The sequence below is a fragment of the Pedobacter africanus genome (genome assembly GCF_040548825.1).
GTDB lineage: Bacteria > Bacteroidota > Bacteroidia > Sphingobacteriales > Sphingobacteriaceae > Pedobacter > Pedobacter africanus_A.
In genome coordinates, this window is record NZ_JBEPSL010000004.1 from 84,260 (window position 1) to 102,411 (window position 18,152).

An 18,152-nucleotide genomic window follows, 5' to 3' on the forward strand; every position below is an offset into this window, starting at 1 on the left:
TGGTATATTCAATTTGAGATCAAAAAAGCAGATTTGTTACATAATGTCCCCGTAAGTATTCATATCCAGTGCCATAAGATCTGCTTCCAGGGTAATGTGAAAGATGTTATTGAATTCTTTTTCTCCTATGGTCGCAACAGGGCGGGCAATGCCAAAAGCTTCTACAATTTCCAGAATGGTGTTGGAGTGTCCGGCGATAATTACTTTTTTCCCGGAATAATCTTTCCTGATCTGCTTAGCCAGCTGTGCAACATCGTTATAATCTACCAGCTCAATGCCTTTTGCTTTTACCAAAGGCACCAGGGTTTGCCTGGTTCTTCTATAAGGGGTGGTAAAGGCCTTGTCTAACTTAACATCGGCCATATAATTCACTAATTTTTGTGCTCTCTTCTGGCCTTCAGCAGACAAATCCGGATTTGTGTTCTTAGGGTCACTATTGTCCTTTTCAGCATGGCGCACAATCCAGATTTCAGTTTTTTGCGCCACAGCCAGTTGTGCAAATACAAATGTGAGGGATAAAAGTATAAACAGTTTTTTCATCTGTATATAATTTATTTTCAAATTATGATAAGGCTACCTCGAAAACCACCGCTTTTAAAATAAACAGGGAACTTATTTTCCCTGTTTAAATACTTTTTCCAGCAAGGCCTTGGTTTTCCTGATCCCTTCATCTTCCAGCTCAACGGACCCGGCTGAATATTCAATCCCAACAATACCACTCCATTTTGCAGCCCTGATGATGCTGAACATACGGCTGTAATCAATGTCGCTTTCTTCGCCATCGGCATTGAATTTCATCGACTTGGCACTTACCCCTTTGGCAAAAGGCATCATCTCCTGAACGCCCAGGTATTTATCATACTCCTTGCCATTGCCAAGACCAAAATTACCGAAATCGGGCAGTGTACCACAAAACGGACTGTTTACACCTTTTATTACAGCACTCAGCCATTTGCCATCCGAAGAATAACCGCCATGGTTTTCTACAATAACATTGATCTTGTGCTTTTTACCATATTCCGTTAAACGGCCCAGGCCATCAATAGCTGCAGCCTTTACCTCTTCGGCAGTACCCTTACCTGCAGCATTTACACGTATGGTTTTGCAGCCCAGGTATTTGGCAGCCTCTACCCATTTGTAGTGGTTCTCTACCGCGGTATGCCTGGCCTTGCTGTCCAGATCGCCCAGGTTCCCCTCACGGTCTACCATGATCAGGTGGTTCTGGATCCCCTCCGAATCGGTACGGTTCTTTAACTCTTTCAGATAAGCAGGGTCTTTTTCCTTACCCTCAAAAAACACACTTACATACTCTACAATATCAATCCCAAAGTCCTTTTTTGCCTTCAGTGGAAAATCAAGGTTATTGAGTTTTTTGGCAAACAGGGTGTTGTGCAGCGACCACTCGGCCAGGGAAATGCGGAAAGTCTCCTTTTTGCCTATACTGAAAGCCTCCAGGGGCAATACCGAAGCCAGGCCTGCTCCTGCCGTTAACATTCCTAAATCTTTAATAAAATCTCTGCGGTTCTTTGTTTCCATATGTGTTTGTTTTTGATTGCGGTTAATAATGATTGCGGTTATTATAAATTGTGGTTAAACAACTATGAGGGGCCACTCAGAAGAAAATATACCTTCTCAGAGGAGACCTAGCGTCTTTTTAGTTTTTTCAATAGAAAAAACTAAAATTATGCAGGCTCCGAAGAGAATGGTTTATTTTCACTTCTTATTAAAAAAATCATTAAAATAAAGCAACTGGTATTTTATGGCATTGGTCCAGTATTCCCAGTTGTGCGTACCTGGCCTGATGATAAAATCGTGCGGAATGTTATTGTACTGCAGTTCCTCATGAAGTTTCATATTCACATGGTAAAAGAAATCTTCTTTACCACAATCAATAATAAGTGCAAGGCGCTTGGGCACCAGTAAATGCGTCATGTTAACAATGGTGTTCTCTTTCCAGCGTTGCGGAAACTGGCTGTAAGTGCCCAGGCGCTCTGCAATGTTCCAGTTTAAAGGAAAGGGCGTAAAATCTACCCCTCCGCTCATGCTGCCCGCAGCACCAAATACATCCTGATGCCTGAAAGAAAGGTACAGCGCCCCATGACCACCCATGCTTAGGCCTGTAATGGCCCTGCCCTTGCGGTCTTTGATGGTTTTATAGCGGCTATCTATCCAGTTTACCAGTTCTGTGGCCACATAGGTTTCATATTTCCAGGCAGGATCAACCGGGCTGTCGAAATACCAGCTGGTCACATTGCCATCGGGGCATACCAATATAGTCTGGTACAAATCTGCATATTCGGCCAGTGCAGGCACTTTGGTAATCCAGTTGGCATAACTGCCACCAGCCCCATGCAAAATATAAACTACAGGATAGTTTTTGCTTTCGCTGTACTTATCGGGTGTAACCACTACTGCCTTAATGTTCTTTTTCATGGAAGCACTATAGGTTTGTACCGTATCTACCTTAGCAGCAAAAGCTAGCTGGGTGCCAAACAGCAAAACAAGGCACCATACAAATAAAGATCTGCTCATTTTTTAAAACGACTATTGATTTAACCATATGCATGCAGCGCCTACCAGCGCTGCACTTTCCCACATCCTGGTTTGAGTGATGACTACATTTTTATTGACGATGAGCTGCTCCAGGCGCGGCATAAAATGATCCCAGGTACGGGCAATATTACCTCCTATAACCAGCACTTCAGGATCTTCATCGGCAATGAAATCATTGATAAAAGCAGCCAGGTTGGTTGCAAATTCATCAAATATCTGGTTCTTTAAGTCCGGCTCTGCGGTATTTAAAAGTTCTTCCACATTTTTAAGCTCATGCCCGGTAAGCTCCTGGTACCTCCCTAAAAACCACCTGGTAGAAAGGTATTCTTCGGCATGCTGGTCCAGAAAAGGCAGGGCTGCCCGGTTTACATCTACAACATCGCCTTTGCAATTACTGGCCGAGCCTAAGCCCGTACCTAAAGTAATCCCAATTGCTTTGTGCTTACCCGCTGCAGCACCAGCGGCAAGTTCGCCCCGCAGGAAAGCCTCGGCATCATTGATAAAAATAATATGGTCACGCGAAATGCCCAGGCGTTCAGACAACACTTTGCCTACATCCATGCCATACAATGAATCGTATTTCTTTACATTTTTAAACAAGGCTATGCCCTCCTGGTAATTAAAAGGGCCCGGCATGGCAATGCCTATTTTGACTTCCCCCGCAGAAAAACCTGTTATCAATGGCTGCAATGCAGCTGCCCAGGCATCAAAAATAACCGGGGCACTGTCTTTAGATGCCACGCGCTCCCGCTTCAAGCTATCTTCAATTACGCTATAAGCAGTACAATCTACAAGCGCGGCGGTGATGTGCGAACCGCCTATGTCTACACCAATAAAGGGTACCTGTTTGTTTAAAGCCATGTGAAAATTTAAAATCTGGTTCTCTTTTCAAATAAAGCCATTTAAAATGCTTTATTAAAATGTTTTAACAGATTTTTTAAAATTTTAATTAATGCTTTTACTCTCCCCTGGTAACCTTAAACTCCGTTCTCCTATTGGCCTGATGTTCAGCATCGCTGCATTTAACCCCATTACCGCAGCTGTTCACCAGCATCGTTTCCCCATATCCCCTGGCACTTAGCCTGCTGCGTTCAATACCCTTGCTGATGAGGTACGCCACTGCCGATTCGGCCCTGCGCTGAGACAGGCGACGGTTGTAATCGTCGTTACCCCTGCTATCGGTATGCGAACCGAGCTCAATGTGCATTGCCGGATGTCCATTTAATATGGTTACCAGTTTGTCCAGTTCTCTTGCGGCATCAGGCCTGATGTTTGATTTGTCAAAGTCGTAATAAATGTCTTTCAGCACATAGGTCTTCCCTACTTCGTACTTTATGGTATCCACCGGTTTTGGAGGCTCAGGCTTAACCACTTCAGGGGCTTTGTAGCTAAAGCTGTAAATGTCATCATCTCCAAGCCCCCCCTTACGGTTGGAAGAAAGGTAACCAGTAAGGCCGTCTGCTGTGCTGAAATAAAAATCATCATAGGTGGTATTTACGGGATATTTCAAATTCAGCGGGGCCGACCAGCTGGCTTTCTCTCCTTTGCTGGTATAAATATCATAGCCGCCCATACCTGTTTTACCTTTGGATGAATAATACAAATCGCCCTGCGTTCCTAGGGTGGGGAAAGATTCTTCTTCGGCGGTATTGATGGCCGGGCCGCAGTTTAAAGGTTTGCCCCAGCTGCCATCACTTTGTTTTTCGCTAAACCAGATGTCTGTTTTGCCCACTCCACCCGGCATATCGGAAGTAAAATACAGCACACTGCCATTTTTAGAGAGCGCTGCATTGCCCAGCGAGTAAGCCTTTACATTGTTATAAGGAAAGTCTTTGAGGTAGCCCCATCGGCCATCTGTTTTAACGGCAATGATCAGTTCCAGCCTGCGTGTATACAGACGTTCATCGTTTTTCTGCAGCTTTTTATCTATCGGCAGGGTATTGGCGTAAGCACGAGTAGCAATGGTTACATAAGCGGTATCTTCTGTGGCGTTGAGCACCATGGGCCCTACGTGGTAATCGGTAATAAAAGAAGAGTAGGCTTTGCGGAGCACCGGCAGCTCGTTGATTACCTTACCGTCCGGACTGGCAGAAAAGAGTTTGAGCCATGGATTGCCGTTCCAGCGGTAAATGTCGTTGTATTTCAGCAGGCTGTCTGCAGGCCGCTCCGAAGTAAACACCAGGCCGCGGGCCACACCATACCCCAGGCCCCAATCGGCATACTTGCTGTTCAGCTCCTTTGCATTGTTTACGGTATAACGGCTGGGCTGGTTTAGCCATACAGCAGCACTATCGCAGGAAGCTGTTTTTAAGGACACTTCTGCCGCCACACCACCTTTAGTGCCATAGGTTTGGTATGCAGCTTTGGCGGCTTCAAACTTCTGATTGGTCAGCAAAGCTTCGGCATAATAATAATGCGTAAGCAGTTCTGCTTTAGGGTCTGCTGCTGCAAGGGCATACCACTTTTCGGCCACCGCATAATCGTTCATTTTGCGGTAGCAGGTAGCCAGCCTTTCCAGCAGCTTTACATCGGGGTTCTTTTTAGTGGCCAGGCCGCTGTACAGCCTTGCCGCATTGTAGTACTGGTAACGGCTAAAGAGCAGGTCGGCCTGCTGCCTTTTGCTCAGCTGTTCCTGTGCCTGAGCAAAGCTGCCCAGCATAATGAGGATATGGAGAATGAGGATTCTTTTCATGGTTGTTCGGCTTAAAAATAACGTGGACTCAACACTCTTTCTTTTTTGCCCTGCAGGCTAAAGCTTACCGAGATCTCGTGCGATCCCTGCTGATAGTTAGACAGCTTACTGGTGGTATAATCGTAGGAGTAGCCTACCCTGAACCGGGGGTTGATAAACACCTCTACAATGCCCGAAATGGCATCGTTCTGGTCCAGCCCGTTCTGCAGGTTGGTTTTATCCCAAAGCTTAACCCCGGTACGGTAAGATGCCCCCACCCATACTATTTTATTGATGAGCAGGTAGGTATTCAGGTCCAGATTGGTTGGCCCTTTGAAGTCTTCCTTGATCATAAAGGTAGGCTTCAGGTCAAACGATTCGGACAAAGGCAGCATCAGCCCTCCGGTTAAATAAAGGTGCCGTACCTGTTTGATGATGCGGTAGCTATCTGTAGTTACCATATCGCGGCCGGTGGTAAGGAGGTCTACCGCCGAGGCTCCGATATAGAACTTAGGGGTATAGAAATAGATCCCAAAGCGCAGATCGGGCGAGAGCTTGCTCTGGTTGCCCACAGGTATGGTGCCATCGCCCGGATCGGTTGCAATGAACTTTGATCCGTCCAGGTTGTACTGCGTGGCTCCAAAAGCAAGGCCAAAACAAAGGCGTTTGGTATCGTCTTCGTCTATGCGCAGGCGGTAGGCATAGTTTGCATATACCGATGAGGTATTCTGCGGGCCAAGCCTGTCGGTAGTCGCAATCAATCCCAGCCCTACTTTCTTATCCGGGTTACGGGTAAGCCCGTCAACCGATGCTGTACCGGTGCGCGGCGCCCCGTCTATGCCCACCCATTGCGAGCGGAAACTGAGGTTTACGGTAAGGTCTTCCTTATAGCCTGCATAGGCCGGGTTAACCGCCAGTCCGTTAAACACATACTGACTAAACTGTATGGTTTGCTGTGCATTTACAGCGGTTGTGCTAAATACATTTATACTTAAAAGGAGCACAAACAGTACGCTATGTCTTTTTAAATCTTTCATATCATTTGCATGAGCCTAACCGGGGCAAGTGGGAAACAATTTACCTTTAAACATCAGCAAAAGGACTAATTCGTTTTGTTCTTTTTGTTCATTTAATGGAATTTACGGTGCTGATAAGGAGTAATATTCCCTAAATTTGAAACAAGACCATGATACGCATACCATTTCATGAGCTTAAAAAAGAATTTGAAAGGGTTCTTTTGAAGCTGTCCTTTTCTGCCGCAACGGCAGAAATTTGTGCTGATATATTTGCATCAAATAGCAGGGACGGCGTGTACTCACACGGCCTCAACAGGTTCCCTGTGTTTGTTAAGCTGGTGCAAAAGAACCTGGTATTACCAGATGCAGTTCCTTTGCTGATAGAAAAATTTGGCACTATTGAACGTTGGGACGGAAATGCCGGTCCTGGTATGTCCAATGCAAAGCATTGTATGGATCGTGCTATTGAACTGGCCCGAACAAATGGTATTGGCTGTGTAGCCCTTAGAAATACAAATCACTGGATGCGGGGCGGAACCTATGGCTGGCAGGCTGCAGAAGCAGGCTGTATTGGCATCTGCTTTACCAATGCCACAGTAAGCATGCCTGCCTGGGGCGGTAAAGAACCCGTTTTAGGTAACAATCCCTTGGTTATTGCCATCCCCAGGGAAAACGGACATGTGGTGCTCGACATGGCAATGTCACAGTTTTCTTATGGCAAAATGCAGGAATATGAGTTAAAAAATGAAATGCTCCCATTTCCGGGCGGCTATGATGAACAAGGCAATTTGAGTAAAGACCCTGCTGCTATCCGAAAAACCAGGTTAGGCCTGCCTATTGGTTTCTGGAAAGGTTCCGGTCTGGCACTTGTATTGGACCTGCTTGCAGTGGCCCTTAGTGGGGGGAATTCTACTGCTAAAATAAGTACACGTTCAGATGAATCAAATGTATCCCAATGTTTCATCTGCATTTATCAGCCAGACCTGCACGCGTCTTTAATAGAGGAAGTCCTTACGTATACCAGAAATAGTACACCGGTTAATCCCGGGATTCAGGTAGCCTATCCTGGAGAACATACCTTAAAAACCCGTCTGGAAAATGAAAATCTGGGAATACCTGTTGTAGAAAAGATCTGGGAACAGATTAAGGCGATGTAGTACTACTTTATCCGTAATAGCACAAATATGCGACATCAGTATCACATATGATATCAAATGAAACTCCAGACGCTACTTCAAATTTATCCTGAGGCTGGTATTGCTGGTAACCTTTATCGTCCAATTTTACGTTCATCGTGCCGGATATAACTACCATTACTTCAGGGCTGGAAGTCGAAAAAGTGTAATTTCCTTTTTTCATTACCCCCAGTGTGGCTTTCCCCTTTTCGGTTTCCAGGCCAAGGCTTTGAACTTTGCCTTCAAAATATACGTTATGTGGTATCTGCTGATCTGCACTCATGATTTTTAGTTTGATTTTTTCTCAGCGCAAAGTACTAAAATATTTTCATGACCTGCACAGAATTGCTATAGCGGTATCCAAGTCAAAATTGAATTTATGGTATAGCGTACCATACATCTGGTCATCACAACCCAGAAAATAAACCAGGTCTTTGGCGTACACCATTCCAACACATCTGCCGCGTTCTGCAAGGGGAAGAAATTCCAGCTTTTGTTTCTGCAATGTTTCCAATGCCTCTAAAACCAGTTGTTTTGGATTTAAAGAAAGCTGGCCATTGAAAGCTTCGGTATAAGCTTCGGTTTCTGTTATGAAGGACCGGATTTGTTTATTTCGAGGCCGGGGATTGGCTGACAGTGCCGGCTTGCTATCTGGAAGGATAAGACCATCTGCATTGGCGTAATCCATTAGTATAGCCAGTGTATATTTAGAAAAAGAGTGCTGTTTTTTTGCAAATCCAAACACTCTTTTTAATGTGGTTACACTGATATGCCTGTTTAAGGATTGATTGATGCCATTTGCAATCTGCTCGCAATCGCGGGAGGTAATGTGATCAAGTCCCGTTTTTAAAAGCACCCGTTTTCTTAATTCATCATACATCATTCCGTTTCACAATTTGTTACTTACTCAGGTTCAGCCTCAGATTCAGCTCAAAACTGCCATTGGTATAACCACTCAAAGCCGATGTTTGTGTAGTATATGTTCCGCTGATCAGGTATTTTTTTCTGAAATCCATCCCCAAACCAAAGGTTGCATTTTCGGTGCTGTGGTACATGGCCAGTAAAAATACCTGTTTGTTGGCAATACTGAACTGCGAACCCGCATCCCAGATGTTGTCAAAACCTTTTACGCCCCTGTAGGCAACTTTCGGCTCCATGTCTATACCTTCTGGTCCTTCACTAAGCTGGATCTTATAACTGGCGGCAGTGTAAAATGTTGCCACATCGGCCAGTTTGATCACATCCTTTTTCAGCACGCTTTTCAAATTGGGCACCGAAGCCTGAATGTTCAGTTTATCTGAGGTATAAGCGATACCAAAATCACCATCCAGATAGGTTTTGCGATCGTTGTACTGCCCCACCATCGGATCGTTCGGATTACCATAAATGTCCGCATTTTCCAGTCTTTGGCTCATGAAACCCAGGGAAACGCCAAAGTGCAGTTTATGGTTGTTTTCGCTTAACATCAGATGATAGGCATAACTGCCCACCACCCGGGTTTGCCGCTGCAAACCTGCACTTTCATTATTTACAGAAAGCCCTATCCCAACCTTGTTGAACCCATAATCGGCTGTCAGGTTCTGGGTTAAAGGCGAGCCAGGTACATTGCTCCATAACTTACGGTAGGCACCGTTCAGTTTTAAACCCTCACCTGCCCCCGCGAAGGCAGGATTGATGAGGTATTGATTGGTATAATACTGTGCTGATAGCGGGTTTAACTGCGCCTTTATGGTTGTGGTACTGATGGCAGCAATTGCCACCAGTACCAGTTTTTTAGTAATCCTCTTCATTTCTTATTTCTTTGATCTATACCCTTATTCATTTCTTACAATGGTAACGAAACCTTTAAACACCCTTGTTCTGTCACCAAAATCAATTATATAATAATAAGTACCTTCTGCTAAAGGCAAACCATTCAAGGTTGCATCCCAGCTGTTGTCATATCCCTTTTTGCTGTACACTAATCTTCCCGTGCGGTTAAAGATTCTCACTTCATTATTAGGATAAAAATCAATATTGTCGATCACCCATTTGTCGTTAACCCCGTCGCCATTCGGACTCATGATATTGGTTGCAGTGATTTTAGCGTAATCTTCTACAACTGTAATGGTGATTGATTTGATTTCGCTACATCCGCTGGCATTGGTAACCGTGACAGTGTAAGTAGTGGTTTGGCTTGGCCGTACTTCCAATGTAGCAGTGTTTTTCCCACGTACGATTCCGTTAGCATCTGCCCACACATAATTGGTGCCTCCTGTTGCAGTAAGTACAGCTGTTTCGCCTTTGCTAATTGAAATCCCTTTATCGCTGTTTATAGAAACAACCGGCAGGGCATTCACAGTAATCACAAAACTCTGGGTAAAGGTATCTGTACCACCATTGGCAGTGCCGCCATTGTCTTTAACGGTTACTGTAACTGTGGCAGTTCCGGCTACAACCCCTGCTTTAATGCGATAGTTAAGGCTTCCGGTTGCACCAGTTCCGCTAACCGTTAGGGCATCAAACAGGTTGGCATTGCTGCTGCTCACTGTTAATGTTGTGGTTTGTGCAGTTTCAGGCCCGGAACTGATACCGGTTAAAGCTACTGTTTGCGCTGCTGTAGTAAAGCAGATGGTTTGATTATTTATTGTAGCCAGCGTTGGAATTTCATTCACATCACTTAAAGCTATGTTCAACACTTTTTCCAGGCTCAAGCCATATTGTGTAGTGCTTTTTACACGTACACTATAGCTGGCTTTGTTTTCAAAGTTAAGTGCTGCTGCAGTATTGATCTTGTTGCCGCTAACAGCAAAAAGTGCATTGTCGGCATCGCCTGTACCCGCAACCAGTGTATAAGTAAAGGTAGCACTCGGATCATCCGAAGTGCTGCTCAGGGTGCCGGCATTGCTACCACCCGCACTGTTCTCGTAAAGGATTACCCCGGCCAGACTGATGTTGGTTGGTGCACCTCCTTTTACTTTAAGTGTACCTGCTACGTAATTGAAGCTATAGTTCACTGCTGCAGCTCCGATGGCTGTAATCGGGTAGTCTCCTACCGGGCTTGCAAGCGTAGCAGTAGTGCTTACTGTTGGCGCTGTAGTTAACACCGTATTGGTTTCGCCGTTCACAAAGCCTGAATAGCTTGCCGTAAGTGCAGGATTGGCTGTGCCGGCAAACCGCTCTTTGTTATCGGCAGTAATGGCCAGGGCTTTCTTATTTACGGTTAAAGCTCCATTGTTATAACTGATGCTGTAGTTACCCAGGCCAGTTCCTGTTGCCGCCGATGCTACAATCGGGTATGTTGAGCCTGTAACTGTTGCCGTAGCTACTGCACCTGTACTGCTTAAAATTATACCGGTAACGGTATTGCCATTAACCAAACCAGTCGCTGTAAACTCAGTTCCTGTAAAGGTTATAGCCTCACCATAGGTTTTGCTGCGGTTATCAGCGGTTATGGTCAGTGCTTTTTGTGTTATAGTCAGTGTACCATTTGGATTGCTTACCGTATAGTTACCTAGTTTGCTATCCGGGTCGGCCAGTGTAGCTACGATCGGGTAAGTTGAACCTGCAGCCGCAGTTGCTACTGCGCCTGTACTGTTTCTTGTTAAGGTGATGTTGTCACTGTTCTGAATACCGATAATGCTTCCTGAAAAATCAGCATCTGCAAGTGCGCTTCCATAAACTTTAGAACGATCAGTATTGGCCACAACTAGGCTTGCCTTGTTAACAGTTAATGCACCATTTACATAAGTAATATCGTAGTTGCTCAATCCTGTTCCGCTTGCAGCTGTTGCCACGATAGGATAAGTGGAACCAGCTACTGTTGCTGTAGCGGCAGCACCCGTACTGTTTAAAGTTACACCAGTAACGGTATTGCCGTTAATGAGGCCTGTTGTTGTAAACTCTGTGCCTGCAAAGGTTATGGCCTCACCATAAGTTTTGCTGCGGTTGTCAGCGGTGATGGTCAGGGCTTTTTGGTTTACAGCCAGCGTACCGTTTGGATTGTTTACCATATAGTTGCTCAGTTTGCTATCTGGGTCAGCCAGTGTAGCAACAATCGGGTAAGTTGAACCTGCAGCGGCTGTTGCTGCTGCGCCTGTACTGTTTCTTGTTAAGGTGATGTTGTCACTGTTCTGAATACCGATAATGCTTCCAGCAAAATCAACATCTGCAAGTGCGGTTCCATAAATTTTAGAACGATCAGCATTAGCCACAACTAGGCTTGCCTTGTTAACAGTTAATGCACCGTTTACATAAGTAATATCGTAGTTGCTCAATCCTGTTCCGCTTGCAGCTGTTGCCACGATAGGATAAGTGGAACCAGCTACTGTTGCTGTAGCGGCAGCACCCGTACTGCTTAAAATTACACCAGTAACGGTATTGCCGTTAATGAGGCCTGTTGTTGTAAACTCTGTGCCTGCAAAGGTTATGGCCTCACCATAAGTTTTGTTGCGGTTATCGGCTGTAATGGTCAGCGGTTTTTGTGTTACAGTCAGCGTACCGTTTGGATTGTTTACCATATAGTTGCTCAGTTTGCTATCCGGGTCGGCCAGTGTAGCTACAATTGGATAGGTTGATCCTGCAGTGGCAGTTGCTGCTGCTCCGGTACTGTTCCTGGTTAAAGTAATGTTGTCAGCATTCTGAATACCAGTAAAGCTTCCAGCAAAGTCAGCATCTGCAAGTGCGGTTCCATAAACTTTAGAACGATCGGTATTGGCCACAGTCAGGTTTGCCTTGTTAACCGTTAAAGCACCATTTACATAAGTAATGTCATAGTTGCTCAATCCTGTTCCGCTTGCAGCTGTTGCCACGATAGGATAAGTGGAACCAGCTACTGTTGCTGTAGCGGCAGCACCCGTACTGTTTAAAGTTACACCAGTAACGGTATTGCCGTTAATGAGGCCTGTTGTTGTAAACTCTGTGCCTGCAAAGGTTATGGCCTCACCATAAGTTTTGCTGCGGTTGTCAGCGGTGATGGTCAGGGCTTTTTGGTTTACAGCCAGCGTACCGTTTGGATTGTTTACCATATAGTTGCTCAGTTTGCTATCTGGGTCAGCCAGTGTAGCTACGATCGGGTAAGTTGAACCTGCAGCCGCAGTTGCTACTGCGCCTGTACTGTTTCTTGTTAAGGTGATGTTGTCACTGTTCTGAATACCGGTAATACTTCCTGAAAAATCAGCATCTGCAAGTGCGCTTCCATAAACTTTAGAACGATCAGTATTGGCCACAACTAGGCTTGCCTTGTCGACCGTTAATGCACCGTTTACATAAGTGATGTCATAGTTACTCAGTCCTGTTCCGCTTGCAGCGGATGGCACAATTGGGTATGTTGAGCCAGCTACCGTTGCATTAGCTGCTGCACCCGTACTGTTTAAAGTTACACCGGTAACGGTATTGCCGTTAATGAGGCCTGTTGTTGTAAACTCTGTGCCTGCAAAGGTTACTGCATCACCATAGGTTTTGCTACGGTTATCAGCAGTAACGGTAAGTCCTTTGTTGGTTACCGTCAAAGCACCGTTTACATAGGTAATGTCATAGTTGCTCAATCCTGTTCCGCTTGCAGCCGATGGCACAATAGGATAAGTGGAACCAGCCACTGTTGCAGTAGCTGCTGCACCCGTACTGTTTAAAGTTACACCTGTAACCGTATTGCCGTTAACCAGACCAGTTGTGGTAAACTCCGTGCCTGCAAAAATCACTGCATCACCATAGGTTTTATTGCGGTTATCAGCAGTGACGGTCAGGGCTTTTTGGCTTACAGTCAGCGTACCGTTTGGATTGTTTACCGTATAGTTGCTCAGTTTGCTATCCGGATCGGCCAGTGTAGCTACAATCGAATAGGTTGAACCTGCAGCGGCTGTCGCTACTGCTCCGGTACTGTTCCTGGTTAAAGTAATGTTATCACCATTTTGAATACCGGTAATACTTCCTGCAAAATCAGCATCGACAAGTGCAGTTCCGTATATTTTAGAACGGTCAGTATTGGTCACAGTCAGGTTTGCTTTAGCTACAGACAGGCTTTGTACCACGTCTGGAGCTGCGTTATAGTCCGCATTTCCCGTTTGGCTTGCTGTAATATCTGTACTTCCTGCTTTTAGTATATGTGCGGTATTTCCGGTGATGGAAACTACGGTCGGATCTGTTGCAGTATAGGTAATGGCCAGGCCTGCCGAAGTATTTGCATTTCCTAAACTGAAATCGGCTTCTCCATATGTTTTTGAGGCAATGGTGCCAAATGAGATGGATTGGCTGCCTTTATTTACATTCAGGCTAAAATTGCCCGTTCCGGTATTGCTGCAGGCGGCATCAGTAGCAGTAATATCAAAGATAAAGGTTCCTGCTTCTGTTGGGCTGCCTGATAAGGTTCCGCTTGCCGAGAGTGTTAATCCCTGCGGCAATGCGCCTGAGGTTACTGCGTAAGTATAGCTGCCGCTTGCCCCTGTAGCACTAACCGTTTGGTTATAAGAAACAGCTGTAGTTGCTGCAGTTAGGCTTATGCCAGCTAAAGTTACAACTGTAGGCTGGTTAATAACAAAAGTCCTTTGTGCCTGACAGCCATTGGCATCGGTAACAGTAACGGTATAAGTTCCTGCTGCAAGGCCGGTTGCCGTAGCAGCGGTACCTCCACTTGGCGCCCAGCTGTAAGTATAGGATGGCGTTCCCCCGGTTGGCGCTACAGTTGCGGTACCATTAGAACCGCCATTACAAGAAACATCCGTCTTACCGCCGCCTGTGGCTACACTTAATGCCGTTGCTGGCTCATTGATGGTGAAGGTTCTTGTAGTTTGGCAAGCGTTCGCATCAGTAATGGTACAGGTATAGGTTCCTGCGGCAAGGCCGGTTGCGGTAGCAGCGGTACCTCCACTTGGAGACCAGCTATAAGTATAAGATGGTGTTCCACCCGTGGGTGCTACTGTTGCTGTACCATTGGAACCACCCTTACAGGAAACATCGGTTTTACTTCCAGCTGTGGTATTTAACGCAGTAGGTTGAGTAATGGTAAAGGTTTTGGTGCCCTGACAGCCATTGGCATCTGTTACAGTTACCGTATAAGTACCCACTGCAAGGCCGGTTGCCGTAGCAGCAGTACCTCCGCTTGGAGACCAGCTGTAAGTATAGCCTGGTGTACCGCCTGTTGGAGATACAGTAGCTGTTCCGTTGTTCCCTCCGTTACAAGAAACATCGGTTTTGCTACCTGCAGTAGTATTTAATGCTGATGCAGGCTGGTTAATGGTAAAAGTTTTGGTGCCCTGACAACCATTAGCATCTGTAACCGTAACTGTATAGGTTCCTGCGGCAAGGCCAGTAGCTGTGGCATTGGTTCCACCACTTGGTGCCCAACTATAAGTATATGATGGTGTTCCCCCAGTTGGAGATACGGTTGCCGTACCATTAGAACCACCCCTGCAAGAAACATCGGTTTTACTTCCAGCGGTGGTATTTAAAGCAGTAGGTTGAGTGATAGTAAAGGTTTTGGTACCCTGACAGCCATTGGCATCTGTTACGGTTACCGTATAAGTACCCACTGCAAGGCCGGTCGCCGTAGCAGCTGTGCCTCCACTTGGCGCCCAGGAATAAGTGTAGCCAGGTGTACCACCTGTTGGAGATACAGTAGCTGTGCCGTTGTTCCCTCCGTTACAGGAAACATCTGTTTTGCTACCTGCAGTAGTATTTAATGCTGATGCAGGCTGGTTAATGGTAAAAGTTTTGGTGCCCTGACAACCATTAGCATCTGTAACCGTAACTGTATAGGTTCCTGCTGCAAGGCCAGTAGCTGTGGCATTGGTTCCACCACTTGGTGCCCAACTATAAGTATATGATGGTGTTCCCCCAGTTGGAGATACGGTTGCCGTACCATTAGAACCACCCCTGCAAGAAACATCGGTTTTACTTCCAGCGGTGGTATTTAAAGCAGTAGGTTGAGTGATGGTAAAGGTTTTGGTACCCTGACAGCCATTGGCATCTGTTACGGTTACCGTATAAGTACCCACTGCAAGGCCGGTCGCCGTAGCAGCTGTTCCACCACTTGGAGACCAGCTGTAAGTATAGCCTGGTGTACCACCCGTTGGCGATACAGTAGCTGTGCCGTTGTTCCCTCCGTTACAGGAAACATCTGTTTTGCTACCTGCAGTAGTATTTAATGCTGATGCAGGCTGGTTAATGGTAAAAGTTCTCGTGGTTTGGCAATTATTTGCGTCTGTAATTGTACAGGTATAGCTACCCGCAGCAAGACCTGTAGCTGTAGCAGCCGTTCCACCACTTGGAGACCATGAATAAGTATAGGCAGGTGTTCCTCCTGTTGGTGCTACCGTTGCTGTACCATTAGATCCCCCAAAGCAGGAAACATCGGTTTTACCGCCACCAGCTGCAGCGCTTAATGCTGCCGCAGGCTGATTGATGACAAAGGTTTTTGTAATCTGGCATAAGATGGCATCAGTAATTGTTACGGTATAAGTACCCGCGGCAAGGCCGGTTGCAATTGAACCGGTGCCGCCAGATGGTGACCAGCTGTAAGTGTAGGAACCTATACCTCCGGTAGGTGATACAGCCGCAGAGCCGGTACTGGAACCGTAACACAAAACATCACTTTTTGCGGTTGAGGCTGTAATATTAGAAATGGTTAATGTGGCCTGGTTGGAATTGGTAAAACAAGAAGACGTACCGTTAATTGCTTTACAGCGATACGTGTATCCACTCATCGTAGCAAGTGCCCCTGTAATAGTCAAAACATTTGTTGTCGCGTTTGAATATACCCCGCCATTGGTAATATCCGTAAATCCGGACCCGGTATTTACCTGCCATTGAAAACCGGTGGCTCCGGTAGCATTAGAAGTAAAAGTAGTGTTGTTACCATTACATATTGTTCTGTTTGGAGGGTTTGCGGTAATTGTGGGTGCTGTACAAGTTGGGGTTTCGAACAAACGGAAATTGTCAATAGCGAACTCTTCTGTAGCTGCGCCATTGGAAGAGCCCCTAAACCGCAACTCTAAAGTTGTTCCTGTACCTGTAATAACACCAGAGTATTCGGTGAAAGTTTTGGTCAGTAATGCGCCTTCCGCCAAGTCATCTCCCGTTATTTCTAGTGCCAGCTGACCGTTAAGAGTATTGTTGGAAAAAAAACGGACTAGGCTGATCCAGGCACCACCGTCAATTCGATATTCTACCAGCATAAAGTCTGCAGGGGCAATAGCTGGGCCTTCCCAGGTAGTGCCTGAATTTTCTGCGGCAAATAATCCTTTGAAAGTCATTCCTGTTTTTCCGGAAATATTGATGGATGTCCAGGTAATATTTTGCTCAGGGCTTTGGCCGCCGTTTACTCCGGTAAGTGCTGCATCAATATCTTCAGCAGCCCAGCATTTACTTCCTTCCATTCCGATATAAGCTCCGTTTTGAAGCATAATACTTGTTGACGGAACAGCATCTGTTCTAAAAAAATAACGTGTTGCCGGTGATCCCCAGCTATTTTCGACCGAAGGGGTTCGTGTCCCAGAAGAAGGAGCACCAGCATCTTCAAAGTTGTCTGACCAAAACTGAGTCTGAGAAAATGTCGTTATTGATAAAAGGGACAACATGAATGTTAGCAGCATTTTTCTGGCAGTTTCCATTTTACCAGGAATGCAAGGGAGTAAAGTTCTTTTCATACAGGGAGGAATAAGAGTTATTTTAGATGCAGCCAAAACTATTGAACCTATTATAGTAATAGTTAAAACAGAGCATCAATTTTCTCTAACTATTCAATGGTTGCAATAGAAATTTTGCAGTTAAGAACCTTTTTTCTGAGAAAAATAAGCTTTGGGCATTAAGCCTGTCTCTTTTTTAAAAGCATTATAAAATGTACTAAGGCTTTTAAAGCCTGACTCCTGGGCAATAGCCTCAATAGTCATTTTTTCTGATTTTAATGGGTATTGCTCCATAAAATGCCTTACCCTGTAACCATTGATCCAATCGCGGAAATTTTTCCCTATATGGTTGTTCACGATGAAAGAGCAGTGATGAACCGGTATATCAACTGCAGTAGCCAAATCTACAATCTGAAAATCGGCTATCAGATAAGCCTTATTATTTTCCATAAAGGCTTGCATCATCCTGGCGTATTCGGAACACAATTCTGCAGGTAATAAGTTGGTCTTTTTTGTAGGGCTGGCCGGAACAGTAACCAGTTCAGCCTGTTGCGTCTTGATGTCCTCCACTTTGGCTAAGCCGCTGTCGGCCGGCATAAACAGATAACGGTAAAAGATTTCTGGCCTGTGAAGCACAAATACCATAACAAACAGCATTACCAGGCAACCAATAATTACATATACAGAATTGGGGTGAGCGGGTTGTAAGCCCCCGGAAATCAAAGGGATAAAACTGATGAGCTGAAAAAAAGTAGCTGCCCTTATTAAAATAAGTATCCAGCGCTTGCCTGGATCTTCGTCTTTTACAGCTTTTAGCTTTGCTGATCGCAGCACCACACACCAGGCTGCAGCCAGGTATCCTAATACCAATAAAGGCCTCCCAATGTAATAAAAGTACGCCGGCAAAAGCCCGCTTCTTTCTGTAATGAACAGCTGTTTATTGTTTGTAATCTGCTTCAAAATGGAGTCCCAGTCAATAAACGGCCCAAATCCCAGGGGCAATACATGGATGATGAATAATACAACGGGAATAAAATGCAGCCACTCAAGAACCGACAACCGTTTATCATCACTTATAAAGTGTTTCACATACAGAAAAAAACATGCCGGCGCTGCAAAATACAGCGGAGTAAACAAC

At 45.5% G+C, this 18,152-nt stretch carries 12 protein-coding genes; 1 reads left to right on the forward strand and 11 read right to left on the reverse strand.

Annotation, left to right across the window (positions count from 1 at the left end):
- Window positions 1-36 precede the first annotated feature (36 nt).
- From ABIE26_RS19995 to ABIE26_RS20020, 6 genes are all read right to left on the reverse strand, one after another.
- Window positions 37-540, reverse strand: coding sequence for a SixA phosphatase family protein (locus ABIE26_RS19995; RefSeq protein ID WP_310145164.1), 504 nt, complete (start codon window positions 538-540; stop codon window positions 37-39).
- 72 nt (window positions 541-612) lie between these two features.
- Window positions 613-1,536: a TIM barrel protein gene (locus ABIE26_RS20000; protein ID WP_310145165.1), complete on the reverse strand. Its 924-nt coding sequence runs from the start codon at window positions 1,534-1,536 to the stop codon at window positions 613-615.
- Between the two features lie 177 nt (window positions 1,537-1,713).
- Window positions 1,714-2,532, reverse strand: coding sequence for an alpha/beta hydrolase (locus ABIE26_RS20005; protein ID WP_310145166.1), 819 nt, complete (start codon window positions 2,530-2,532; stop codon window positions 1,714-1,716).
- A 12-nt stretch (window positions 2,533-2,544) separates the two neighbouring features.
- Entirely contained in the window at window positions 2,545-3,414 is an 870-nt protein-coding gene (locus ABIE26_RS20010) for an ROK family protein (protein ID WP_310145167.1), read from the reverse strand.
- Between the two features lie 97 nt (window positions 3,415-3,511).
- Window positions 3,512-5,245 carry an OmpA family protein gene (locus tag ABIE26_RS20015; protein WP_310145168.1) on the reverse strand — a complete coding sequence of 578 codons (1,734 nt, stop codon included), beginning with the start codon at window positions 5,243-5,245 and terminating at the stop codon, window positions 3,512-3,514.
- Window positions 5,246-5,256: 11 nt separating this feature from the next.
- Window positions 5,257-6,261: a PorP/SprF family type IX secretion system membrane protein gene (locus tag ABIE26_RS20020; protein ID WP_310145169.1), complete on the reverse strand. Its 1,005-nt coding sequence runs from the start codon at window positions 6,259-6,261 to the stop codon at window positions 5,257-5,259.
- Between the two features lie 149 nt (window positions 6,262-6,410).
- On the opposite strand from ABIE26_RS20020, the gene yiaK reads away from it, so the two are divergent.
- Window positions 6,411-7,397, forward strand: a complete 987-nt coding sequence (yiaK, locus tag ABIE26_RS20025) for a 3-dehydro-L-gulonate 2-dehydrogenase (protein ID WP_310145170.1) — start codon at window positions 6,411-6,413, stop codon at window positions 7,395-7,397.
- A gap of 7 nt (window positions 7,398-7,404) precedes the next feature.
- Here the strand turns inward: yiaK and ABIE26_RS20030 are convergent, their stop codons facing one another.
- The 5 genes from ABIE26_RS20030 to ABIE26_RS20050 form a co-directional block, all read right to left on the reverse strand.
- Complete coding sequence (locus ABIE26_RS20030; RefSeq protein WP_310145172.1) at window positions 7,405-7,698, reverse strand: pyrimidine/purine nucleoside phosphorylase; 294 nt, start codon at window positions 7,696-7,698, stop codon at window positions 7,405-7,407.
- A 45-nt stretch (window positions 7,699-7,743) separates the two neighbouring features.
- Window positions 7,744-8,298, reverse strand: coding sequence for a hypothetical protein (locus ABIE26_RS20035; protein WP_310145173.1), 555 nt, complete (start codon window positions 8,296-8,298; stop codon window positions 7,744-7,746).
- A gap of 16 nt (window positions 8,299-8,314) precedes the next feature.
- Window positions 8,315-9,205: a PorP/SprF family type IX secretion system membrane protein gene (locus ABIE26_RS20040; protein ID WP_310145174.1), complete on the reverse strand. Its 891-nt coding sequence runs from the start codon at window positions 9,203-9,205 to the stop codon at window positions 8,315-8,317.
- A gap of 24 nt (window positions 9,206-9,229) precedes the next feature.
- Entirely contained in the window at window positions 9,230-17,035 is a 7,806-nt protein-coding gene (locus ABIE26_RS20045; RefSeq protein ID WP_310145175.1) for an MBG domain-containing protein, read from the reverse strand.
- A gap of 120 nt (window positions 17,036-17,155) precedes the next feature.
- On the reverse strand, window positions 17,156-18,103 hold the full coding sequence (locus tag ABIE26_RS20050) for a helix-turn-helix domain-containing protein (protein ID WP_310145176.1): 948 nt from the start codon (window positions 18,101-18,103) through the stop codon (window positions 17,156-17,158).
- Window positions 18,104-18,152: the final 49 nt, after the last annotated feature.

What these genes read in the sequence shown, in the direction of transcription:
- ABIE26_RS19995 (WP_310145164.1), bottom strand. Translation starts at nt 540, where the DNA reads ATGAAAAAACTGTTTATACTTTTATCCCTCACATTTGTATTTGCACAA.
- ABIE26_RS20000 (WP_310145165.1), bottom strand. Translation starts at nt 1,536, where the DNA reads ATGGAAACAAAGAACCGCAGAGATTTTATTAAAGATTTAGGAATGTTA.
- ABIE26_RS20005 (WP_310145166.1), bottom strand. Translation starts at nt 2,532, where the DNA reads ATGAGCAGATCTTTATTTGTATGGTGCCTTGTTTTGCTGTTTGGCACC.
- ABIE26_RS20010 (WP_310145167.1), bottom strand. Translation starts at nt 3,414, where the DNA reads ATGGCTTTAAACAAACAGGTACCCTTTATTGGTGTAGACATAGGCGGT.
- ABIE26_RS20015 (WP_310145168.1), bottom strand. Translation starts at nt 5,245, where the DNA reads ATGAAAAGAATCCTCATTCTCCATATCCTCATTATGCTGGGCAGCTTT.
- ABIE26_RS20020 (WP_310145169.1), bottom strand. Translation starts at nt 6,261, where the DNA reads ATGAAAGATTTAAAAAGACATAGCGTACTGTTTGTGCTCCTTTTAAGT.
- yiaK (WP_310145170.1), top strand. Translation starts at nt 6,411, where the DNA reads ATGATACGCATACCATTTCATGAGCTTAAAAAAGAATTTGAAAGGGTT.
- ABIE26_RS20030 (WP_310145172.1), bottom strand. Translation starts at nt 7,698, where the DNA reads ATGAGTGCAGATCAGCAGATACCACATAACGTATATTTTGAAGGCAAA.
- ABIE26_RS20035 (WP_310145173.1), bottom strand. Translation starts at nt 8,298, where the DNA reads ATGATGTATGATGAATTAAGAAAACGGGTGCTTTTAAAAACGGGACTT.
- ABIE26_RS20040 (WP_310145174.1), bottom strand. Translation starts at nt 9,205, where the DNA reads ATGAAGAGGATTACTAAAAAACTGGTACTGGTGGCAATTGCTGCCATC.
- ABIE26_RS20045 (WP_310145175.1), bottom strand. Translation starts at nt 17,035, where the DNA reads ATGAAAAGAACTTTACTCCCTTGCATTCCTGGTAAAATGGAAACTGCC.